We start from the raw sequence: 20,205 nt of genomic DNA, 5'->3' as shown, positions 1-20,205 counted from the left end.
GGCCCCGGCGGCGCCGGATGAGAGGGAGCTCGCACGACGAAGTGACACAGAACGTGTGACCGCCCGCTCCGGCTTCGCGGGACCTTCGCGTGACGTTTACGGGACGGGTGCTTTTGCCGTGCGAAGGCTGTGCGCGAGCCGAGCCCCCCTTCGGAGCGGAACCCGGGCAACCGCCCTCGGTGCCTCACCGCCCTCGGCACATGGCGGTCACCGCCCGGCCGACCCCACTTCCGGCAGCAACGGGACGAACCGGTCCCACCGCGCGATCTCGCACCCGTCGCTGCGGTCGTACGTCGCGTCGACGGCCCGCCCGGCCCACTGTCCGCTGACATGGGCGGTGGCCGGCCCGCCGTACCGCGCGGTGCACATGCCGCCGTCCGGTACCGGCGCGAAGGCGTCCCGGCCCCACCGCGTGTTCCGGTCCACCGCCCGACAGGCCCCCGCCACGTCCGGGTGAGTCCCGGCCCCCGGATGGCAGGACACCTGAAATGTCCCGTCCGCCCCCTTTCCCACGTCACGGACGGTCACGGTGAGGTGATCGCCGACGCCCGGGGAGCCGAGCGCCACGGCCGGCCCGGCCCCGGCGGCCAGGGAGCCGACGAGGGAGAGGGAGGCGGCGGAGGCGGCGAGAGCGGCCCGGCGCAGCGGTGCGGCCCGGGGCGGTGCCTGGGGCGAGGGCCGGGACCGGACCCGGGACGGGGGCTGGGGCGCGATGCGGAACGTGAGGGGGAACATGACCTGACCAACGCCCCGTTTCCGCCGGCGTTGCGCCCCATAACGCCTTTGCCCCGCGGCCCGCCTGCCTAGTACCGTGGAGGCCGATTGGTGACACGACGCTCGACTGTGTCATCATCTGCACGCACCACTCGCACACACGCGAGCGGTTGTGCTGGAGGCGTCGCCTAGTCCGGTCTATGGCGCCGCACTGCTAATGCGGTTTGGGCCTTAAAGCCCATCGAGGGTTCAAATCCCTCCGCCTCCGCTCCAAGAAGAAGCCCCGGTCCTCGAGACCGGGGCTTCTTCGTTGCGTCCCTCGCTGTGCCCCTCGCTGCGTCCCTCCACCCCCCCGTTCTGGGTGTTTTCGCTGGTCACAAGGGGTGTGGGGAACGGATTTCACATGACGGCGGCAGTCATGTAATGTTCTTCCTGTCGCCGCGAGCGGGCCGGAAGGGCCGGGAGCGAAAGACGAAAAACAGAAGATGGACAAGCACTCGTAGCTTAACGGATAGAGCATCTGACTACGGATCAGAAGGTTGCAGGTTCGAATCCTGCCGAGTGCACACAGACAAGAGGCCCCGGAGAGATCCGGGGCCTCTTGCGTGTCGGGGGGGCCGACAGCAGCGAAGTACGGCAACGGGCCCGAGGCGAGCCCGTTGCCGGACAGTGCGAGGACAATCGGTCCTCCTGCGGCCCCTCTACGTGAGCATCATCGCCACGATCACGGCAGCCGTGGCCGCCGCAAGGGTCAACGCCGGCACCACGGTCGGGTGCTCCTTGGCGACGTACGCCACGAAGGCCGCGCAGAGCAGGGTGATGATGAGCTGGTCGGTGGTCACTCACGTGCCTTTCGACGGGGGACCCGCCCGGGGGCCTGGCAGCTGCGGGGCGGGTCCCGTTCCTTCGGGCCTGCCGCGACATGCGGAAGGCCCCTCGTCCCTTTCGTGGGACGAGGGGCCTTCGACAGCACCGGCTGACGACCTACCTGTCCCTAAAAAGGGAGAGGACAGGTCATTCATGTGAAACGCGTGGAGCCCGGAGAGGTTACGGGCTCTGTCCTCCAGACTTCTCAGCCGCTGTCAGTACCGGTGCCGCCCATCGCTGCGGACAGCTTGCCGAGCGCCGCGCGCACTTCCTCCTCGCTCGCTTCCGCGTACACCTCCATCGTCATCGCGATCTGCGAGTGCCGGAGGATGCGCTGGGCCACCTTCGGGTGGACCTTGAGGGCGACGAGCAGCGAACTGCACGTGTGCCGAGTGTTCCGGAGCGGGATCACGCGGAGGCCGGCGCGGCGGGCGCGGCGGGCGCGCAGGGCGAACATACGGGTGAGGATCCCCGGCTCGATGGGTGTCCCGTACTTCGTGGTGAAGACCAGGCCCCGCGTGTCCTGCCAGAGCTCCGCCTTCCGGTCGCCGGTCTGCTGGGCCCGGCGCATGCGGAGCGCCTTGAGGCAGAACGCGGGGAGAGGAAGGAAGTCATCGGACTCCTCGGTCTTCGTCAAGCGGTGGAGGAGCTGACGGCCCGCCCGCTGGATCTGGTGATCCACATACAGTTCACCCGTCTCGAAGTCGATCGACTTCCAGGTGAGGCCGAGAACTTCACCCCGGCGGAGGCCGAGGCAGAGGACGAGGACCCAGGCGGCGAACAGCGGATCTTCGCGGGTGAGCGCGTCGGCGAGAAAGCGGCCCGCCTCGACGACAGATCAGGGCTTGATCCGCCGACGGCGCGGCTTGGGGACCTGATCTCCTCCTCGGTCACGGCATGGGTGGCGACGTCAACCAGCCGGTGACCGTCGAGGCACCACCGTCCGAAGACACCGCCGACCTCGCCGCACAGGTGGACGAGGCGCAGGCAGGCTGAGTAGCACCTGGGAAGACCTCGCCCGTCCCGGCGGCACCGTCTCGGTTTCCGTCTCGTCAGCGCCGTCCACGACTGTTCAGCCGAGGCCCCGTGGCCCCGTGGCCCCGTGGCCCCGTGGCCCCGAGGCCCCGTGGCCCCGAGCCCGCGGCAGCAGGGCGTCGCGAGGTTCCAGGCCTCGTCCGGGTCGGTGGTGTGCGGGACCGGCCACGCGCGTGTGGTCCTCGTGGGCGGGGTCCTGCCGGGCCGGGGCGGGAGCCGCCCGGCCTCAGAGCTCCGAACAGAAGGGGCGCCCGGCACGCGGCGCCTGGCACGCACGCTCGCCGCGTTGCCGGAAGGCCCTGGTGGCTCCGCTACGAGGACCTTCCGGCGCCTTGCGACCGCACGCACCGGACGCCGCGAGCTGATCGAACTCCCCTTCTGTTCGGAGCTCTTATTCGTTCGCGCCGTTCGGGTCAGGGCCTGGTCCGTCCCGGTCCTGGTCGCGGAGTTCCTCCCGGTAGGTGTTGGCCAGGGCTGTCGCCCGGGTGAACCAGTCCGTGAGGACGGCGATCTCGTCGGGGGAGTAGTCGGCGAAGAGTGCGTCGAGGCGGTCGTAGTACGGCTGGTAGAGGGCGTACGCCCGGGCCACGGCGGCCGGCTCGGCGGCCACGCGGACGCGGCGGCGGTCCCGGGGGTCGGGGCGGCGGGTGACGTACCCGGCGCGCTCCAGGCGGTTGAGGATGCCGGTCACCGCGCCCGTGGTGACGTGGACGCGGGTGGCGAGTTCGCCCGCGGTGAGGAGGTTCTCGCCGGCCTGGAGGACGTAGGCGAAGCAGGTGAGGTCGGTGACGTTCAGGCCCAGGCGCTGGGCCATCTCCTGCTGGCCGACCAGGTGGGCCGCGATGAGGTCGTCCATCGCCGACAGCGCCTGCGCGGGGGTGGCGGGAGGACGGGGTGGCTGGGCTGTCATCGCGGCGGGTTGCTCCCTCTGCTTCCGGTTCGGTTCGTCCAGGGTCCTTGTTATCCGGTTTCCGTTTCTCTTACCTTGTAAGAGGTTCGATGCATTAACTTCTTAGATCGTGAGGGATCAATGTCGCTGTACGACGAAGGGCATACGGTCGCCGGCTGGACCGGCGTCGCGCTCGCGACCGTCGGGACCTCTGTGGCGGGGGCGGGTGTGTGCGCCGGCTCCGGTGTGCTCGTGGGGACGGGGCTGGGCGGCGTGGTGCTGAGCGGCCTGGTCACGTGGGTGCTGCACCTCGCCGGGTGGGGAAAGCCGCCAGGGGTGCGGCCCCGGGCGGAGTGGGGGATGCGGGTGCGTGACGCGCACGCGCGGGGCGGGCATCCGGGGTGTCTGGGGTGCCGGCTCGCCGGGCGGGGGCGCCGGAGCGACGGGGCGTTGTCAGTGGCGGCGGCTAGCGTGGTGAGGGATGGCACAGGCGTGGAAGTGCGCGGGGCTGCGGTGGTCGGCGCAGGGGCCCGTGCTGATGTGGGACGGGGGGCGTCGTAGCCCGCTGTCCTGGGGGAAGCGGGTGGCCTTCGGGGTCGCGGAAGGGGGTGTGCGCCGGTGTGTGGGGGCTCGGGGGCATCCGTGTCCGGTGCGGGCGGTCGTGCCGGGCAGGAGTACGGGCGCCCGGTGCGAGGAGTGCGCGCGGCTGGACCGGGCGCACTCCGTCGCCGCCGACGGGGTCGCCGACGACCCGCGTCCCTACCGCGTCTACCTGGCGTGGTTCGGGCCGGGCCTGGTCAAGGTGGGGATCACGGCCGTCGAGCGGGGGACGGCACGGCTGCTGGAGCAGGGGGCGGTCTGCTTCAGCTGGCTGGGCGTCGGCCCGCTGATGGCCGCCCGGCGTACGGAGGAGCTGCTGCGGGCCGCCCTGCGCGTGCCCGACCGGATCCCGTACGCCGAGAAGCGGGCGGTGCGCGCCGAGTTGCCCGCCGGGGAGGAGGAGCGGGCCCTGGAGATAGCGGAGTTGCACGCGCGGGCCGTCGGACTGGGCGGCTGGCCCGAGTCGTTGACCCGGGAGCCGTTCCGCGCCGTCGACCATGTGCGCGCGTTCGGGCTCGCGGAGGCGCCGGCCGCCGTCGGCGCGGTGAGTGAGCTGGTCGCCGGGGGCGCGGTGAGCGGGGTCCTGGTCGCGGCGGCCGGACCGGATCTGCATCTGGCGACGGGGGCGGGGGCAGGGACGGGGGTCGTCGTGCTCGACACGCGCCTGATGACCGGCTGGGAGATCGTGCCGGCCACGGCCGGGGAGGTCAATGTGCCGGTGCGGGAGTTCAAGCGGCGGGGGAACGCGGACGTGCCCCCGCAGGAGGGGCTCTTCTGATGCGCCTGGGCCGCCCGGCCCGTGAGGACGCGGTGCGTCACACAGGACGTTCATTCTCTTCCGCCCCTCTCGGGTGGGTGTCGGGCGGGGTGGTTGCTGATGGTCTTCGCCGGGGGGCGAGGGGCGGCGTGGTCGCTGACGGCCTTCGCCGGGTGGGCGAGGGGCGGGGCGGTCGCCGACAGTCTTCGTACAGGTGCTCCATCGGGGAGTCGGTGCCGGCGGACGACCACCCGGCGCGGCGGACGGCGTACGAGCGCGCCTTCCTCCCGCGTCCCCAGGCTTCCCTGAGAGCTTCCTGTGCGTTTCTCAGGGAAATCACAGATAAGGGAAAGGGTGCTCTCAGAGGACCCCGACATGGTGTCCTGCATGACCACGACCTCGCCCCAGGGGCGCACCGAACTGCTGAGGCCGGACGGGAGCCCCGTCCGAGTGCTTGTGGTGGACGACGAACTGTCGATCACCGAGCTGCTGTCCATGGCCCTGCGCTACGAGGGATGGCAGATCCGGAGTGCGGGGGACGGCACCGGTGCCCTCCAGACCGCTCGTGAGTTCCGGCCCGACGCCGTCGTCCTCGACATGATGCTGCCCGACATGGACGGGCTGACCGTCCTGGGGCGGCTGCGGCGTGAGCTGCCCGACGTGCCGGTGCTCTTCCTGACCGCCAAGGACGCGGTGGAGGACCGGATCGCGGGCCTCACCGCCGGGGGCGACGACTACGTCACCAAGCCGTTCAGCCTCGAAGAGGTCGTCGCCAGGCTGCGCGGGCTCATCCGGCGCTCCGGTGCCGCCGACCGGCGGTCCGACTCCGTGCTGGTCGTCGGTGACCTCACCCTGGACGAGGACAGCCACGAGGTCTCCAGGGCCGGGGAGAGCATCCACCTCACCGCCACCGAGTTCGAACTGCTGCGCTTCCTCATGCGCAATCCCCGGCGCGTGCTCAGCAAGGCGCAGATCCTGGACCGCGTCTGGTCGTACGACTTCGGCGGTCAGGCCAATGTCGTCGAGCTGTACATCTCCTACCTGCGGCGCAAGATCGACGCCGGCCGTGAGCCCATGATCCACACCCGGCGCGGTGCCGGTTACCTGATCAAGCCGGCCGGCTGAGCCGGGCCGGGCGGCGACGGGCGGGGCGGCCGGCACGGATGCCCTCCGCCCGCCGTGCTGTGCACGCGGCGCCGGGAGAAGCGAGGGAAGCGCGATGAGCAGGCAGAGAAGGCAGCGCCAGAAGCAGAGGCAGAAGAGGCAGCGCGCTCAGCGGTCCCTGCGGTCGCGGCTGGTCGTCTCCGCGGTCACGCTGATCGCCGTGGTCTGCGCCGTGATCGGCACGGTGACGACGATCGCCCTGCAGCAGCACCTCTACAAGCAGCTGGACGGCCAGGTGCAGGAGGTCGCCCGGCGCGCCGGCGGCCCGAAGCCGGACGTCGGCGATCCCGGCGGCCCGGAGATCCCGGGCACCTCCTCCGGCGACTCCTCCTCGTCGGGGTCCACCCTGTCGACGGTCGACCGGCTGGAGTTCGTCACCAAGGGCCCGACCCAGCCGAACACGATCGTCGCCACCGTGAGCGGCGACACGGTCGGCACGGCGGTCATCGCCAGCGAGAACAGCGTCGGCACCGGCATGACGGCCACGGCCCTCTCCGCCGCCGCGAAGTCCGCCCTGGCTCAGGCGCCGAAGGACGACAACACGCACACGGTGGAGATACCCGGCAAGGGCGAGTACCGCGTCAAGTACGTCGACACCTTCAGCGACCGCGGCGCCTTCTACGTCGCCCTGCCCACCGACTCCGTCAGCGCCACCATCAACACCCTCATCCTCGTCGAGGTCAGCGTCACCGCCGCCGGTCTCATCGCGGCCGGCATCGCGGGGTACGTGCTGGTCGGCGTCGCCACCCGCCCCCTGCGCAAGGTCGCCGCCACCGCCACCCGCGTCTCCGAACTCCCCCTGCACACCGGCGAGGTCAACCTCAGCGAGCGGGTCCCGGAGTCCGAGACCGACCCGCACACCGAGGTCGGCCAGGTCGGCGCCGCGCTGAACCGGATGCTCGACCACGTCCACGGCGCCCTGCACGCCCGCCAGCAGAGCGAGATGCGGGTCCGGCAGTTCGTCGCGGACGCCAGCCACGAGCTGCGCACCCCCCTCGCCTCCATCCGCGGGTACGCCGAGCTCACCCGGCGCGGCCGGGAACAGGTCGGCCCCGACACCCGGCACGCCCTGGGCCGTATCGAGTCCGAGGCGGGCCGGATGACCCTGCTCGTCGAGGACCTGCTGCTGCTCGCCCGCCTGGACGCGGGCCGGCCGCTGCAGTTCGAGCAGACCGACCTCATACCGCTGGTCGTCGACACGATCAGCGACGCCCGCGCGGCCGGACCGGACCACGTCTGGCGGCTGGAGCTGCCCGACGAGCCCGCGCTGGTCTCGGCGGACGCGGCGCGCCTGCAACAGGTGCTCGTCAACCTGCTGGCCAACGCCCGGACGCACACACCTCCCGGCACGACCGTCACCGCACGCGTGCAGCGGCGCGGTCCGTGGCTGTGCGTGGACGTCCAGGACAACGGCCAGGGCATCCCGCCGGACCTGCTCCCGCGTGTCTTCGAACGGTTCGCCCGCGGTGACTCCGCGCGCTCGCGTGCCACCGGTTCGACCGGCCTCGGCCTCGCCATCGTGCAGGCCGTGGCGACCGCGCACGGCGGCGCGGTCACCGTCGACAGCGTGCCCGGACAGACCGTTTTCACCGTGCACCTGCCCGCGCTCGCGCCCCCCGTGCCCCGGCCCGCGCCGGAAACCGACTGGCAACTGGACTCACAGGGCCAGCACAGGGCCAGCACATGGGTGCAACAGGGCGTCTGACGAAAGTCGTTGACATGCGAACCGACTCTTCTCCGGGCACCCTGCCGGCGCGGGAGCACCTCCCGGCCGCCACAGCCGGTACGCCTGTCCTGGACGTAGTGATCCCCGTCTACAACGAGGAGAAGGACCTCCAGCCGTGCGTCCTCAGACTGCACGACCACCTCACCCGGACGTTCCCGTACCCGTTCCGCATCACGATCGCGGACAACGCGTCGACGGACACCACCCCTGACGTGGCGCAGCTGCTGGAGACGCGGATCCCGCAGGTGAGGTCCTTCCGGCTGGAGCAGAAGGGCCGCGGACGAGCGCTGCGGACCGTCTGGTCGGCCTCGGACGCCCCGATCCTCGCCTACATGGACGTGGACCTGTCCACCGACCTCAACGCGCTGCTGCCGCTGGTGGCGCCGCTGATCTCCGGCCACTCCGACCTGGCGATCGGCTCCCGCCTGGCCCGCAGCTCCCGGGTGGTGCGCGGGGCCAAGCGGGAGTTCATCTCCCGCTCGTACAACCTGATCCTGCGCGGCTCGCTCCAGGCCCGCTTCTCGGACGCCCAGTGCGGATTCAAGGCGATCCGCCGGGACGTCGCACAGGTTCTGCTCCCCCTGGTGGAAGACACCGGCTGGTTCTTCGACACTGAGATGCTGGTACTCGCCGAGCGTGCCGGGCTCCGTATCCACGAGGTGCCGGTCGACTGGGTCGACGACCCGAACTCCACGGTGCACATCGTGAGGACGGCGACCGAGGACCTGAAGGGGGTGTGGCGCGTAGGGAAGGCCCTGGCCACTGGTTCGCTTCCGCTGGACCGGCTGACCAGGCCGTTCGGCGACGACCCCCGCGACCGCGAGATCATGGACGTACCCAAGGGCCTGGCCCGCCAGCTCGTCGGCTTCTGCTTCGTCGGTGGCCTGTCCACCCTCTTCTACCTGCTGCTCTACAGCGGCTTCCGGCAGTTCTCCGGCTCGCAGGTGGCCAACGCCCTCGCGCTGCTCGTCTCCGCGATCGCCAACACCGCCGCCAACCGCCGGCTCACCTTCGGGGTGCGCGGCAGCTCCGGCGCCGTCCGCCACCAGGCGCAGGGCCTGGTCGTCTTCGGGATCGGCCTCGCGCTGACCAGCGGCTCGCTCGTCGCGCTCAACGCGGCGACGTCCGACCCCGGGCACTCCACCGAGCTGGCCGTCCTCATCGCCGCCAACCTCGCGGCGACCGTGCTGCGCTTCCTGCTCTTCCGGGTGTGGGTCTTCCCCGAACGCCGGGAGAGCGAGGACCGGCCGGCGCCCGTGACGGGCTCCCCCGCCCCGGCCTCGCCGACGTACCCCACCGGCGCGCCGCGCGGACCGCTGCCGCAGCGCGGGACCGCCTTCCCTCCCCACGACACCACCCACTTCCGCGCCGGTGAAGCCGCGGACGGCACCGGGAGGGACGCCACGATGCGGCTCCAGCCGGTGCGCCCCCACGACACCGACCCGGGGGACGTCCGATGACCACGCACCTCGATCAGCCGGCCACGTCGGGTCCGCCGGAGACAGCACCTCCCGCGGCACCGGAAACGGCCGCCCCGGCCCCCCGGTCGGGTGAGCCGAAGCAGCCCTTCGTCCGCAGACTGTGGCGCGGCCGACCCGAGGACCCCCGCTGGGCGCGCCCCGCCCTCCTCGGCCTGCTGCTCGTCACCTGCGTCCTCTACCTGTACGACCTCAGCGCCTCCGGCTACGCCAACTCCTTCTACTCCGCGGCCGTGCAGGCCGGCAGCCAGTCCTGGAAGGCCCTCTTCTTCGGCTCGCTGGACGCGGCCAACGCCATCACCGTCGACAAGCCCCCGGCCTCGCTGTGGCCGATGGCCCTGTCGGTGCGGCTGTTCGGCCTGAGCTCCTGGGCGATCCTCGCCCCAGAGGTCCTGATGGGCGTCGGCACGGTCGCCGTCGTCCACGCCGCCGTGCGCCGCCGCTTCGGCCCGGCCGCCGGTCTGATCGCGGGCGCGGTGCTCGCGCTCACCCCGGTCGCCGCGCTGATGTTCCGGTTCAACAACCCGGACGCGATGCTGGCGCTGCTGATGACGGTGGCCTGCTACCTCGTGATCCGTGCCCTGGAGGACGGCCGTACGAAGTGGCTGGTGTGGGCGGGTGTCGCGATCGGCTTCGCCTTCCTCGCCAAGACCCTCCAGGCCTTCCTGATCCTGCCGCCGCTGGCGGTCGTGTACGCGGTCTGCGCGCCGGTGAGCCCGAGGAAGCGGTTCGGGCAGCTGGCCCTGGCGACGGTGGCGCTGGTCGTCTCCGGCGGCTGGTGGGTCGCGATCGTCGAGCTGTGGCCCGCCTCCTCCCGGCCGTACATCGGCGGCTCGCAGAACAACTCCTTCCTGGAACTGACCTTCGGCTACAACGGTCTGGGCCGCCTCAACGGCGAGGAGACCGGAAGCGTCGGAGGCGGCGGCACCGGTGCCGGGAACTGGGGTGAGACCGGCTGGGACCGGCTGTTCGGTTCCAGCATCGGCGGCCAGATCTCCTGGTTGATCCCGGCCGCGCTGATCCTGCTCGCCGGCGGCCTGGTGGCCACCCGCAGGGCCCGGCGCACGTCGGTGACGCGCGGATCCTTCCTCGTCTGGGGCGGTGCGCTGCTGATCACCATGGTGGTCTTCAGCTACATGCAGGGAATCTTCCACGAGTACTACACCGTGGCCCTCGCTCCCTACATCGCGCCGCTGATCGGCATGGGCGCGGCCCAGCTGTGGCAGGAGCGCGACAAGGCGTGGGCGTCGCTGACCCTGGCGGCCGCGACGACCGCCACCGCGGTCTGGGGGTACGTCCTCCTCAACCGCTCCTCCGACTACCTGCCGTGGCTGAAGTGGCTGGTCCTGGTCGGCGGCCTCACCGCCGCGCTCGGCCTGGTCTTCGTGGCCAGGCTCGGCCGTCAGCTGGCCCTCGGGACGGCGGCGGCCGGTCTGGCCGCGGCGCTCGCGGGTCCGACGGCGTACACCCTCACCACGCTGAACGAGGGGCACACCGGGTCGATCGTCACCGCCGGCCCGGCGGTCTCGGGCGGCCGGGGCGGCCCCGGTGGCGGCGGCGGTCCGGGCGGCGGCATGGGCGGTGGCATGCCCGGTCAGAACCAGCAGAACGGCAACGGGAACACCCGGAACCAGCAGGGCAACGGGTTCCCCGGCGGGACGGGCGGCGGTATGCCCGGCCAGAACCAGCAGGGGCAGGGCCAGAACCAGCAGGGCAACGGGTTCCCCGGCGGCCGGACGAACGGCGACGGGACGAACGGCGACGGCGGCCGGATGGGCGGCGGCGGCATGGGCGGCCTGCTGAACGGCGCCAGCGTCACCTCCGAGGCCAAGAAGCTGCTGGAGACCGAGTCCGACCAGTACACCTGGGTCGCGGCGGCCATCGGCGCGCAGAACGCGGCGAGCTACCAGCTGGCCACCGGTGAACCGGTGATGGCGATCGGCGGCTTCAACGGCACCGACCCGTCCCCGACGCCGGCGCAGTTCAAGGAGTACGTGGCCGAGGGCAGGATCCACTACTTCATCAGCAGCGGCTCCGGCGGTGGCATGGGCGGCAGCGGCGACGGCACGTCTTCGCAGATCACCGAATGGATCGAGGCCACCTTCAAGCAGGTCACGGTCGGCTCGGCCACCTTCTACGACCTCACCCAGAAGGCGAGCGGCTGACCCACGGCACGACGGTTCGCTGACGACGGGCGGTGGCCCGGGGTTCGCAGCCCCGGGCCACCGCCCGTTATCCGGGCCTTCCGTACGGCCGAAACCGCTGTTGTACGCCGTATGGCAACTGTTCTACGGTGTACAGCATGTCCGCGTCCCCCGCCCCCGCCGCGCCCCCCGCACCCCCCTCCCCCGAGGGCCACCCCCAGCGCTGGCTGATCCTCGGCGTGATCTGTCTCGCGCAGCTCACGGTGGTGCTCGACAACACCGTCCTGAACGTGGCCATCCCGTCCCTGACCCGCGAGATGGACGCGGCCACCTCCGACATCCAGTGGATGATCAACGCCTACTCGCTGGTCCAGTCCGGACTGCTGCTCACCGCGGGCAGCGCGGCCGACCGCTACGGCCGCAAGAAGATGCTGACCGCGGGCCTGGCCCTGTTCGGCGTCGGTTCACTGGTGGCCGGCCTCGCCGAGACGTCCGGCCAACTGATCGCCGCGCGCGCCGGGATGGGCGTCGGAGGCGCGCTGCTGCTGACCACCACCCTCGCGGTCGCGATGCAGATCTTCGCGCCCGCCGAGCAGCCGAAGGCGATCGGCATCTGGGCCGCGGTGAACTCCCTGGGCTTCGCGGTCGGCCCGCTCATCGGCGGCTTCATGCTCAACCACTTCTGGTGGGGCGCCATCTTCCTGGTCAACCTGCCGGTCGTCGTGCTGGGGCTGGCGGCCGTCGTCACCCTGGTCCCCGAGTCGAAGAGCCCCCAGGGCGACCGCCCCGACCTGCTCGGCGCGCTGCTCTCCACGATCGGCATGAGTTCGCTCGTCCTCGCGATCATCTCCGGCCCGTCGCACGGCTGGACGTCGGGCCGGGTGCTGCTGAGCGGGACGGTCGCGGTCGTCGTCCTCGCCCTGTTCGCCCGCTGGGAGAGCCGGATCGCGTACCCCATGCTCGACCTGCACTTCTTCCGCGAGCGCCGGTTCACGGCCGCGGTGTCCGGCGCGGTCCTGGTCACCTTCGGCATGGGCGGCGCGCTGTTCCTGCTCACCCAGCACCTGCAGTTCGTGCTCGGCTACGGCCCCCTGGAGGCGGGCCTGCGGACCGCGCCGCTGGCGGTGACCGTCGTCGCGCTCAACTTCACCGGGGTGGCGGCGAAGTGGATGGCGAGGCTGGGCGGTCCCGTGTCCATCCTGCTCGGGCTGACACTCATGTCCGGAGGCCTGGTCTCCATCGCCACGACGGCCTCCGGCGGTTACGCGGGCACGCTGCTCGGGCTGCTGCTCATCGGCGCGGGGACCGCGATCGCCAGCCCGGCGATGGCCCACGCCATCATGAGCTCGATCCCGCCCGCGAAGGCGGGGGTCGGCGCCGGGATCAACGGCACCCTCGCCGAGTTCGGCACCGGGTTGGGCGTGGCCGTTCTCGGAGCGGTGCTCAGCTCGCGGTTCGCGGCGGAGTCCCTGCCGGTGGCGTTGGCGGCGGCGCACACGCGGGCGGAACGGGAGCGGGTGGTCGACTCCTTCTCCTCCGGGTTGGAGACCAGCCAGCTCGGGGGAGCGGCGGCCGTGTTCCTCGGCGGTGTGGTGGCGGCGGGACTGCTGCGCAGGGCGGAGAGGAAGGACGCGGAGGCTGCGGAGAAGACGGAGACGGCGGGCGCCTCGGGAGCGGAGGCCGCGGGCGCCTCATGAGCGGCGGCGGCATGCCGTCCGGCGGCTCGTCATGTCGCCCGGCGGCCGCGGCAGCGGCCGCGGCCCTGGCTCCGGCCTCAGCCGTGGCTTCGGCCCCGGGCGGGGTGTGATCGATCGCGGCGTTCCCCGCCTCCGCCGGGGAGCGGCCGCGGCCTAGCATCGTCATCAGTGACCGGAACCCCAGGAAGGTGCGCCATGGTGAAGGCTGCTGGCAACGCCGCACGGTCCAGCGTGTGGCTGGACGGCAAGGCGCGCCGGGGCCGGGGCGGCGGTCAGCCGTCGGGGCTCGACCGGGAGCGGATCATCCAGGTCACCGTACGGCTGCTGGACGCGGAGGGACTGGACAGGTTCTCCATGCGGCGGCTGGCGGCCGAGCTGAACGTGACGGCGATGTCCGTCTACTGGTACGTCGACACCAAGGACGACCTCCTGGAACTCGCCCTGGACGCCGGCTTCGGCGAACTGGAGCTGCCCGACCCGGAGGCCGAGGACGCGGACTGGCGCGACCAGCTCCGGGCGCTGGCCACGGCGTACCGCACGCTGCTGGTGCGCCACCTCTGGCTGTCGCCGCTCGCCGGGCGGTACCTCAACATCGGCCCGAACTCGCTCGCCTTCTCCCGCACGGTCCAGCACATCATCCGCCGCAGCGGCCTGCCCGCACACCGCGTCACGAGCGCCATCTCGGCCGTCTTCCAGTTCGTGTACGGCTACGGCACGATCGAGGGCCACTTCTTCGGCCGGGTCGCGGACGCGGGGATGACGCCGGACGAGTACTTCCAGCACTCCATGACCACGGTGACCGAGGCCCCGCAGATCGCCTCGGTCGTCGAGGAGTCCCGGGACATCATGGCGGCCCGCGGCGGCGACACGGTCACCGAGATGCTCGACCGGGACTTCACCTACGCCCTGGACCTGCTGGTGGCGGGCATCGAGGCGATGGTGGCACGCGGCTGACGGCCCCGTGGCCGCCGCTCCGGGGGAGCACCCGACGTCCGCGCCGCACGCGAGGTCCATACCGCGCCCCGTACCGCTCCCGCGCCGCGAGGCCCGTACCGCTCCCGTGGCAGTCCCGGGACCCGCGTCACTCCTGGGGCGCGAGCCGGGCCGGGAAGCCTCCGGTCGCCACCGGGCCCCACCGCTCGGGGGTGATCCGGATGATCGACTTGCCCTGCTTGACCATCGCCTCCCGGTACTCGTCCCAGTCCGGGTGCTCGCCCGCGATGTTGCGGTAGTACTCCACCAGCGGCTCGACGGAGTCGGGGGCGTCGATCACCTCGGCCGTGCCGTCGATCTGGACCCACGGACCGTTCCACTCGTCGCTCAGGACGATCAGGCTGACCCGCTCGTCCCGCCTGGCGTTGCGCGTCTTGGCCCGCTCGGGGTACGTGGACACCACGATCCGGCCCGAGTCGTCGACCCCGCAGGTGAGCGGCGACCCCTGGGGACCGCCGTCGGCCCGCCGGGTGAGCAGGATCGCGCGGTGGCGGGGGCGTACGAAATCCAGCAGCTCGTCGAGGGAGACGGAGGTGTTGGTCGCGATGTTCGGTGCCATGGGGTCAGCGTAGGGGCAGCGGCGGCCGCCGTGCCTGACCCTGCCGGTGCTACGCCTGGGGCAGGGACTCGCCCTGCACGGCCTGGACGTCCAGCTCCACCTTCAGCGTCGTACCGATGGCGGCGATGCCCGCCTGGACGACCTGGTTGTAGTTCATCGCGAAGTCCTCGCGGTGGAGGTCGGCCGTCGCGCGGAAGGCCGCGCGGGTGCCGCCCCACGGGTCGGCGCCGGTGCCGAGGTAGGCGAGCTCGAGGTCGACGGGGCGGACGACCCCGCGCAGGCTCAGCTCGCCGTGGACCGTCCAGCGGTCCGGGCCCGCGGCCGTCAGGCCGGTGGAACGGTAGACGATCTCCGGGTACGTCTCCACGTCCAGGAAGTCCGCGGACCGCAGGTGCGTGTCCCGCAGGGCGTTGCCGGTGTCGATGGACGCTGCGCGGATCACCGCCTCCACGCGGGACCCGGTGACGTCGTCCGGGGCGATCTCGACGCGCGCCGAGAACTCCGTGAACCGGCCGCGCACGCTGGAGATGCCCAGGTGCTGGGCGACCGCGCCGACCGTGGAGTGCGCCGGGTCGACGGTCCACGGGCCGGGCGGCGGCAGTTCGGTGCCGCCCTGCCGGGCCAGCGTGACCGTGCCGACCTCGGCCCGGCCGCTCACGGTGACCAGCGCGCTGGAGGCGGCCGGCGCGTAGCCGACGGCCGTGACGATCACGGTGTACGCCCCCGGCGCCAGCGCCGTCGTGTCCCGGACGACGCCCTCCGCGTCGGCCTCGGCGCGCAGCACCTGCGTGCCCGTCATGTCGGTGACGGTGACGACCGCGTGCGACACGGCCCACCCGTCCCGGGTGCGGATCCTGGCGGTCAGTGCCATCTCGGGTAACTCCTCCGAAGGGACCGGCCCGTGGCGAGGCGCACCCCGCCACGGGCCGGTGCCGTGTCCGTCCTACTCGCCGGGGTGGGCGAGTTCGATGTCGTGGCCGTCGACGCCGGTGCCGCCGACGGTCAGCGCGGTGGCCACCGGCGGGTAGCCGGTCGCGATGACGGTGTACTCGCCGCCGTCGAGGTCGGTGAAGGCGTACGCCCCGTCCGCGCCGGTCGTGGCCGTGCCGACCACGTTGCCCGCCGCGTCCACCAGCGTCACCCGCGCGTCGGCCAGCGGGCCGTGCGGCGCCCGGACGACGCCCTGGACCCGCGCCCCTGCCTCGAGGACGACCTCGACGCGGGTCACCCCGGTCGTACCGATCTCGACGGGCAGCGCGCGCGGCCGGAACCCGGCGGCGTTTACCGCGACGGTCACCGCACCCGGCACCAGTTCCGCGAAGGAGAACTCGCCCTGTCCGCCGGTGGTCCCGGTGGCCAGCAGGTCCCCGCGCACATCGGTGACGATCACCATCGCGTCCTTGACGGGCTCCCCCGAGGCCGCCGCCCGGACGACTCCGCCGAGCCCGCTGGTCCCGCTGAGCAGGACGTCGTACGTGACCGGCTCGCCGTTCACCACGATCGTGGACGCCTGCGGCTGGAACCCGTCGGCGGAGGCGATCAGGACGTACGAACCCGTGCCGGGCGCGTCCACCGCGTAGGAGCCGTCGGCCTGGGCGACCGACCGGCCGAGCTGCCGGCCCGCGAGGGAGATCAGGGTGACGGCGGCCTGCGGCACGGGCGCGCTCTCCGCGCCGCGGACGAAACCGCGGACGGGGATGCCGCCGTTGCCGGAGGACGCGGTGGGGGCGTCGGCGGTGGCGACGGCCGCGAGCCGCTGCGTGCCCTCGGGGCCCGCCTCGGTGGTGGAGGCGGTGACGGCCCAGCTCGGGGCCTGCCGCTCGGGCTGTCCGTCGGTGGTCGCGGCCTCGGCCGGTGCCTGGGCCGGGGCCTCCTCGCCCGTGGCCGTCTGCGCCAGCGCGCCCTTGGTCTTCAGCGGGACCTCCTTGATGAACAGCGTGATGAGGAGGGCGATCAGTGCCATGACCGCCGCGATCAGGAAGACGTCGGCGATGCCGTGGCCGTACGCGCTCTCCATGACCGTGCGCAGCGGCGCGGGCAGCTTGTCCATGTCCGGGATCTCGCCGGTGGAGCTGGAACCCGAGGCGAGAGAGGCGTACTCGGGGCCGAGGTCGGCGATGCCGTCCTTGGCGTAGTCGGTGATGCGGTGCGCCATGACGGCGCCGAGCGCCGAGACGCCCATCGCACCGCCGAGGGAACGGAAGAAGGTGACGGTCGAGCTGGCCGAACCGAGGTCGCGCGGGTCCACCTGGTTCTGCGTGGAGAGCACCAGGTTCTGCATCATCATGCCGACGCCGAGACCGAGCAGCGCCATGAAGACCGCGGTCTTCCAGTACTCGGTGTCGTAGCGGATCGTGCCCAGCAGGCCCAGCCCGGCGGTGATGAGCACACCGCCGCCGACCAGCCAGGCCTTCCACTTCCCGGTGCGGGTGATGAGCTGCCCGGAGACGGTGGAGGAGACGAAGAGCCCGCCGATCATCGGGATCGTCATGACACCCGACATGGTCGGTGACTTGTCACGGGCCAGCTGGAAGTACTGGGCGAAGAAGACCGTGCCGGAGAACATCGCGACGCCCACGAACATCGAGGCGACCGACGACAGGGTGATGGTGCGGTTGCGGAACAGCCGCAGCGGGATGATCGGCTCCTCGGCCTTCGACTCGACCAGCAGGAAGACCAGCGCGAGGACGACCGAGCCGGCGACCATCGCGTAGGTCTGCCAGGACAGCCAGTCGTACTTGTCACCCGCGAAGGTGACCCAGACCAGCAGCAGCGAGACCGAGGCGGAGATGAGGAACGCGCCGGCCCAGTCCACCTTGACGTCCCGCTTCACGACCGGCAGGTGCAGGGTCTTCTGCAGCACGATCAGGGCGATGACGGCGAAGGGCACGCCGACGTAGAAGCACCAGCGCCAGCCGAGCCAGCTGGTGTCGGTGATGACACCGCCGAGCAGCGGGCCGCCGACGGTGGCGACGGCGAAGGTGGCGCCGAGGTAGCCGGAGTAACGGCCGCGCTCACGCGGCGAGATCATCGCCGCCATCACGATCTGCGCGAGGGCGGAGAGCCCGCCGACGCCGATGCCCTGCACCACACGGCAGGCGATCAGCATGCCGGGGTTCTGCGACAGACCGGCGGCCGCGGAGCCGAGCACGTAGATGACGAGCGCTATCTGGACGAGCGCCTTCTTGCTGTACAGGTCGGCGAGCTTGCCCCACAGGGGAGTGGCGGCCGTCATGGACAGCAGGGTGGAGGTGACCACCCAGGTGTAGGCGGACTGGCCGCCGCCGAGGTCGCCGATGATCTCCGGGAGGGCGTTCGACACGATCGTCGACGACAGGATCGCCACGAACATCCCGAGCAGCAGCCCGGACAGGGCCTCCATGATCTGCCGGTGGGTCATCGGCGCGTCGCCGGAGCGCCCGGCGGAGCCTCCCCCGTGCTTGGCGTGAGCCCGCACACCGGCTGGTGTGGTCGTTGCCATGGGCTTCCTTTTCTTACGTAGCTTCCGCGGGTGTACGGGTGGACGGTTCACGTACGGGAACGGGTGGTGCGGGCGGTGGCCGGTGCGGGGCCGACCGGCAGTCGCCGAAGCTGGCGCGCAGCCGGCTCATCAGCTGGATGAGCCGGCCGACCTCCTCCGCGGTCCAGTCGCTCAGGCGCTCCGCGAGCAGGTCGGTGCTCCGGCGGGACAGCTCGAGGAGCATCGCCTCGCCGTCGGGCGTGAGGCGCAGGATGCGGGAGCGCTTGTCCGCCGGGTCCGGGGAGCGTTCGATCCAGCCCCGCTCGGCCAGGTGCGCGGCGTGCCGGCTGGTCACCGACATGTCGACGGCGAGCAGCTCGGAGAGGGCGCTCATGCGCAGGTCACCGTGGCGGCCGAGCAACGCCAGCACGCCCGCCGAGCCCGCCGGGCAGTCGGGCGGCAGAATCCGCCCCATGTCCCGCTTCACGGCTCCGACGGCACTGAGCTGACGCGCCAGCTCCGCGTACTGCTCGTACTGCGCCTGCTCTGCCATCACACCTCCCGTTTCGTTGCTTAGGGCAACCATAGAAGCGCTTGGTTGCTACAGGCAAATAAAGAAGCGGGGTGGGCCGCAAAAACTTGGCAAAGGCAAGTATTGCGGCAGTAAATGTGCTGGTGGCGGGGTGGAAGAGGCGGCGGGCGGGGCTGTCAGCGGGCCGCCCCAGGGGCGCCGCCCCTGCTGACGACGTCCTCGGTCCTCGCCCGGTGCGACCGCTGCGCGGAGGAGGCTGTGTTCCCCGACGAGGGGAACCACCCGGACGACCTCGGGGAGACCCGGACGAGCGACCGCCAGGCCTTCCGGCGTCGCCGAGGTCCTCCCCTGCGGTGACCCGTCCCGCTACCGGCCGACGCTGACCCGGGAACACCCACTGGTCCCACTGGCCGGACGCCGGGACGCTGTAGGTAAGGAGCCCGGGGTGACCCCCACTTGGGTGGTCCCGGCCGGTTTCGCTAGGGTCTCGGGGCATGGCTAACACCCAGGGCCCCCAGGGCAACCACGACCCCGCCGGCAGCACCCAGATGTTCCGCGCGTTCGTCGACGAGGGCGCGCCCCAGTCCTCCCGCCAGGCCCCCGCCCCGGCCGGTCCCCGCATCGGTCTGATCGTGGGCATCGTCGCCGCGGTGGCGATCGTCGCGGCGGTGGCGTGGCTGGCGCTCGGCTAGGACCTTCCGGCGGATCATGCCGCGGACGCGGGCATCGGCACGCCCGGCTGCGGCTCTGCCGTCGGTCCCCGCTCACCTGCGCCGATGAGTGACCGCCGGTCTCCTGCGGCGTGATCCGCCGGACGGGCGCCGGTCACTCCCAGCGCACCGACACCACCCGCGTCTCCACCCGCATCCCCAGCGGGACGCGCCAGGCGTCGACGCAGACGGTCCAGGTGCCCTGCTCGCGCGCACCGGGAGAGACCGGTGCCGGCAGGGGCTCGGTCGACTCGACCGTGGACCAGTCGGTGCCCAGGGCGTCGATGATGTGCGTCTCGAAGGTCACGGCACCCGAACGGACCGCGGTTCCACCGGAGTTGTGGAACTCCAGCGTCACCCGCTCGCACCATCGCCGGTCCGTGGGCGTCCGTACGGGATCTCCCACGCTCAGGACGGCCGGGCCGGGAACCCCGGAAGGCCCGGTGGGGAGCGCGGGGGAGGACTCGGAGGGTGCGGAGGGCTCGGAGGGTTCGGTGCGCGGGATGGTGGCCGTCGGGGACGGTGGACGCGCCGTCGTCCGGGCTGAAGGGGAGCGCCCCGGCGCGGTGCTGACGGCACCCTCCGCCGGTGACGAGGCGGCTGTGCCGTCCGCGGGGTGGGCCGGACGGCCGGTCACCGGGTGGGAGCCGGTGCCCTCTTCCAGCTGCACCAGCCGCACTCCCCCCGTCGGCGAGGCCACGGCGCCCGACGCAACCGGCGCCGCCCCCACCGCCACGTACCCCTCTCCCCCGCCGCCCGGGCCCAGGGCGAGCACCGCGCCCGCGCACACGACGACGGCCGCCGACGCGCCCAGCAGGGCGCCCCGGCGGCCTTGTGTCCATGTCGGTCGGCGCATCGCGCCAGTGTGGCTGACGGTACG

General features: G+C 72.2%; 19 protein-coding genes and 2 tRNA genes. 12 read left to right on the top strand and 9 right to left on the bottom strand.

The genetic code is table 11. The features are described from left to right. Nucleotides 1-207: 207 nt before the first annotated feature. A complete protein-coding gene (locus ACIBBD_RS06905) occupies nucleotides 208-735 on the bottom strand; it encodes an SSI family serine proteinase inhibitor (protein ID WP_399418242.1) in 528 nt (175 codons plus the stop codon). A 156-nt stretch (nucleotides 736-891) separates the two neighbouring features. On the opposite strand from ACIBBD_RS06905, the gene ACIBBD_RS06900 reads away from it, so the two are divergent. Then, a tRNA-Ser gene (locus ACIBBD_RS06900) sits at nucleotides 892-982 on the top strand. Nucleotides 983-1,207: 225 nt separating this feature from the next. Beyond that, nucleotides 1,208-1,280 (top strand) — tRNA-Arg (locus ACIBBD_RS06895). 135 nt (nucleotides 1,281-1,415) lie between these two features. Here the strand turns inward: ACIBBD_RS06895 and ACIBBD_RS06890 are convergent. After that, nucleotides 1,416-1,556 carry a hypothetical protein gene (locus ACIBBD_RS06890; RefSeq protein ID WP_399418241.1) on the bottom strand — a complete coding sequence of 47 codons (141 nt, stop codon included), beginning with the start codon at nucleotides 1,554-1,556 and terminating at the stop codon, nucleotides 1,416-1,418. A gap of 230 nt (nucleotides 1,557-1,786) precedes the next feature. Continuing rightward, on the bottom strand, nucleotides 1,787-2,290 hold the full coding sequence (locus ACIBBD_RS06885) for a hypothetical protein (RefSeq protein ID WP_399418664.1): 504 nt from the start codon (nucleotides 2,288-2,290) through the stop codon (nucleotides 1,787-1,789). Between ACIBBD_RS06885 and ACIBBD_RS06880 the strand changes: the two genes are divergently transcribed. After that, a complete protein-coding gene (locus tag ACIBBD_RS06880; RefSeq protein ID WP_399418240.1) occupies nucleotides 2,222-2,506 on the top strand; it encodes a hypothetical protein in 285 nt (94 codons plus the stop codon). The two genes, ACIBBD_RS06885 and ACIBBD_RS06880, sit on opposite strands and share 69 nt — an antisense overlap. Before the next feature lie 501 nt (nucleotides 2,507-3,007). On the opposite strand, the gene ACIBBD_RS06875 is transcribed toward ACIBBD_RS06880, so the two are convergent. Further along, complete coding sequence (locus tag ACIBBD_RS06875) at nucleotides 3,008-3,526, bottom strand: MarR family winged helix-turn-helix transcriptional regulator (RefSeq protein WP_399418238.1); 519 nt, start codon at nucleotides 3,524-3,526, stop codon at nucleotides 3,008-3,010. Nucleotides 3,527-3,646: 120 nt separating this feature from the next. Between ACIBBD_RS06875 and ACIBBD_RS06870 the strand changes: the two genes are divergently transcribed. The 8 genes from ACIBBD_RS06870 to ACIBBD_RS06835 all read left to right on the top strand — a co-directional run bounded on the left by ACIBBD_RS06870 (nucleotide 3,647) and on the right by ACIBBD_RS06835 (nucleotide 14,025). Further along, the gene (locus tag ACIBBD_RS06870) at nucleotides 3,647-4,066 is read left to right on the top strand and encodes an HGxxPAAW family protein (RefSeq protein WP_399418237.1); all 420 of its coding nucleotides are present in this window, start codon (nucleotides 3,647-3,649) and stop codon (nucleotides 4,064-4,066) included. Next, nucleotides 3,987-4,883, top strand: coding sequence for a DUF2797 domain-containing protein (locus tag ACIBBD_RS06865; protein WP_399418236.1), 897 nt, complete (start codon nucleotides 3,987-3,989; stop codon nucleotides 4,881-4,883). Before ACIBBD_RS06870 ends, ACIBBD_RS06865 begins: the two co-directional genes overlap by 80 nt. Nucleotides 4,884-5,249: 366 nt before the next feature. Next, nucleotides 5,250-5,987 carry a response regulator transcription factor gene (locus ACIBBD_RS06860; RefSeq protein WP_399418235.1) on the top strand — a complete coding sequence of 246 codons (738 nt, stop codon included), beginning with the start codon at nucleotides 5,250-5,252 and terminating at the stop codon, nucleotides 5,985-5,987. A gap of 94 nt (nucleotides 5,988-6,081) precedes the next feature. Beyond that, nucleotides 6,082-7,731 (top strand): ATP-binding protein, encoded by a 1,650-nt coding sequence (locus ACIBBD_RS06855; RefSeq protein WP_399418234.1) that lies wholly within the window; start codon nucleotides 6,082-6,084, stop codon nucleotides 7,729-7,731. Nucleotides 7,732-7,745: 14 nt separating this feature from the next. Next, entirely contained in the window at nucleotides 7,746-9,212 is a 1,467-nt protein-coding gene (locus ACIBBD_RS06850; RefSeq protein WP_399418233.1) for a glycosyltransferase, read from the top strand. Further along, on the top strand, nucleotides 9,209-11,395 hold the full coding sequence (locus tag ACIBBD_RS06845) for an ArnT family glycosyltransferase (protein ID WP_399418232.1): 2,187 nt from the start codon (nucleotides 9,209-9,211) through the stop codon (nucleotides 11,393-11,395). The genes ACIBBD_RS06850 and ACIBBD_RS06845 overlap by 4 nt, the downstream gene beginning before the upstream one ends. Nucleotides 11,396-11,532: 137 nt before the next feature. Beyond that, nucleotides 11,533-13,071, top strand: a complete 1,539-nt coding sequence (locus tag ACIBBD_RS06840) for an MFS transporter (RefSeq protein ID WP_399418231.1) — start codon at nucleotides 11,533-11,535, stop codon at nucleotides 13,069-13,071. A 195-nt stretch (nucleotides 13,072-13,266) separates the two neighbouring features. Further along, nucleotides 13,267-14,025, top strand: coding sequence for a TetR/AcrR family transcriptional regulator (locus ACIBBD_RS06835; protein ID WP_399418230.1), 759 nt, complete (start codon nucleotides 13,267-13,269; stop codon nucleotides 14,023-14,025). Nucleotides 14,026-14,152: 127 nt separating this feature from the next. Here the strand turns inward: ACIBBD_RS06835 and ACIBBD_RS06830 are convergent, their stop codons facing one another. From ACIBBD_RS06830 to ACIBBD_RS06815, 4 genes are all read right to left on the bottom strand, one after another. Further along, entirely contained in the window at nucleotides 14,153-14,623 is a 471-nt protein-coding gene (locus ACIBBD_RS06830) for a PPOX class F420-dependent oxidoreductase (protein WP_399418229.1), read from the bottom strand. 49 nt (nucleotides 14,624-14,672) lie between these two features. Beyond that, nucleotides 14,673-15,494, bottom strand: a complete 822-nt coding sequence (locus ACIBBD_RS06825; RefSeq protein WP_399418228.1) for a YceI family protein — start codon at nucleotides 15,492-15,494, stop codon at nucleotides 14,673-14,675. 72 nt (nucleotides 15,495-15,566) lie between these two features. Beyond that, a complete protein-coding gene (locus ACIBBD_RS06820) occupies nucleotides 15,567-18,104 on the bottom strand; it encodes an MFS transporter (protein WP_399418226.1) in 2,538 nt (845 codons plus the stop codon). A 13-nt stretch (nucleotides 18,105-18,117) separates the two neighbouring features. Continuing rightward, nucleotides 18,118-18,636 (bottom strand): MarR family winged helix-turn-helix transcriptional regulator, encoded by a 519-nt coding sequence (locus ACIBBD_RS06815; RefSeq protein ID WP_399418225.1) that lies wholly within the window; start codon nucleotides 18,634-18,636, stop codon nucleotides 18,118-18,120. A gap of 473 nt (nucleotides 18,637-19,109) precedes the next feature. Between ACIBBD_RS06815 and ACIBBD_RS06810 the strand changes: the two genes are divergently transcribed. Beyond that, nucleotides 19,110-19,307 (top strand): hypothetical protein, encoded by a 198-nt coding sequence (locus ACIBBD_RS06810; RefSeq protein ID WP_399418224.1) that lies wholly within the window; start codon nucleotides 19,110-19,112, stop codon nucleotides 19,305-19,307. Between the two features lie 133 nt (nucleotides 19,308-19,440). Here the strand turns inward: ACIBBD_RS06810 and ACIBBD_RS06805 are convergent, their stop codons facing one another. Then, on the bottom strand, nucleotides 19,441-20,181 hold the full coding sequence (locus tag ACIBBD_RS06805; protein ID WP_399418223.1) for a hypothetical protein: 741 nt from the start codon (nucleotides 20,179-20,181) through the stop codon (nucleotides 19,441-19,443). Nucleotides 20,182-20,205 lie beyond the last annotated feature (24 nt).

Origin of the sequence: Streptomyces sp. NPDC051315, from assembly GCF_044455165.1 — a bacterium.
Taxonomy (GTDB): Bacteria; Actinomycetota; Actinomycetes; order Streptomycetales; family Streptomycetaceae; genus Streptomyces.
Note: the sequence above shows the minus strand (reverse complement) of the source record. Positions and strands in the feature narration are given on the sequence as shown.